The sequence below is a fragment of the Streptomyces sp. NPDC001135 genome (genome assembly GCF_053598395.1).
Window position 1 is genome coordinate 1 of the sequence record NZ_JBSFKD010000085.1, and the last position, 1,320, is coordinate 1,320.

Annotated in this window: 2 protein-coding genes; both read left to right on the forward strand. The window is 67.1% G+C overall.

From position 1 onward, the window contains the following. The first annotated feature begins 52 nt into the window (after positions 1-52). Positions 53-382 carry a transposase gene (locus tag ACWC94_RS42280; protein WP_450803100.1) on the forward strand — a complete coding sequence of 110 codons (330 nt, stop codon included), beginning with the start codon at positions 53-55 and terminating at the stop codon, positions 380-382. Beyond that, positions 370-1,290, forward strand: a complete 921-nt coding sequence (locus tag ACWC94_RS42285) for an IS3 family transposase (RefSeq protein ID WP_450803102.1) — start codon at positions 370-372, stop codon at positions 1,288-1,290. The genes ACWC94_RS42280 and ACWC94_RS42285 overlap by 13 nt, the downstream gene beginning before the upstream one ends. The last annotated feature ends 30 nt before the right edge of the window (positions 1,291-1,320 follow it).

Consider the following 1,320-nt stretch of genomic DNA (forward strand, 5'->3'; position numbering starts at 1 on the left):
TGTCCCTCCCCTCGTAGCGTGGAGTCCGTGAATGCAGGGGAAGTTGAGGTTCATGGGGTCCAAGCAACGGACGTACACGCCTGAGTTCCGTGAGGGTGCTGTACGCATTGTGATCGAGACGGGCAGGCCGATCCCGGAGGTCGCCGGGGAGCTCGGTGTCCACTCCGGGACGCTGCACAGCTGGGTGTCGCGGTGGCGGCGCAACGGCTCGGCCTCCTCCGACCGGCCCGCGCCCGCTGCCTCGAGCGGCCGGCTGCGGGACACCGAGCGCGCCGAGCTTGAGCAGCTGCGGCGGGAAATGAGCGAGAAGAACAAGCGGATACGCGAGCTGGAGATGGAACGTGATGTCTTCAAACGCTGCATGGCCTTGTGGGTGAAGTAGCTGCGGCCGACCCGGCCCAGGTGGCCGGGGTGATCAGCGACTGCAAGGCCGAGCAGGACATTCCGCACACCCTGACGTGCCGTGCGCTCGGTGTGAGCGAGTCCTGGTTCTACAAGTGGCGCAACCAGCCCGTCACCGCTCGCGAGGCACGGCGCGGGAAGCTGGCCGACGCGATCCGGCAGATCTTCGACGAGTCGGGCGGCACGTATGGTTCCCCGAAGGTCTGGATCACGCTCGTGCGCCAGGGCTGGAGGGTGTCGGTGAACACCGTCGCCAAGCTCATGGCCGAACTCGGCCTGGCCGGACGCAAGATCCGAAGGCGCCGGGGGCTGACCAGGCCGGGCAGCCGGCCCGCGTTTGCGGACTTTGTGCGCCGCGACTTCAGCGCCACCGCTCCCGACCAGGTGTGGGCCGGGGACATGACGGAGATCGTTACCAGCGAGGGCAAGCTGTACCTGGCCACCGTGATCGATCTGTTCTCGCGCCGCCTGCTCGGCTACGCGATGGGCGAGCGCCACAACGCGGAGCTGGTCGTCGCTTCCCTGTATATGGCCGCGGCCACCCGAGGCGGCGACGTCAGGGGCGTGATCTTCCACTCGGACAGGGGCAGCGAATACCAGTCCCGGTGCTTCCGGCGGGCCTGCCGCCGGCTCGGCGTGACCCAGTCCATGGGCCGTGTCGGCTCGTGTTTCGACAATGCCGTCAGCGAGGCGTTCAACAGCGTACTCAAGGTCGAGTATGTCCACCGGCGCACCTTCACCACCCGCACCGAGGCGCGGCTAAAGATCGCCACCTGGATCACCGGCTTCTACAACGCCCGTCGACTACACAGCGTGTGCGGATACCGGAGCCCAATCGACTACGAACAAGACCGCCAGGCCGACCCCACCGTGGAGTTGGCCGCTTGAAAGCTCTCCACGGCGCGAGGGGATTGACAG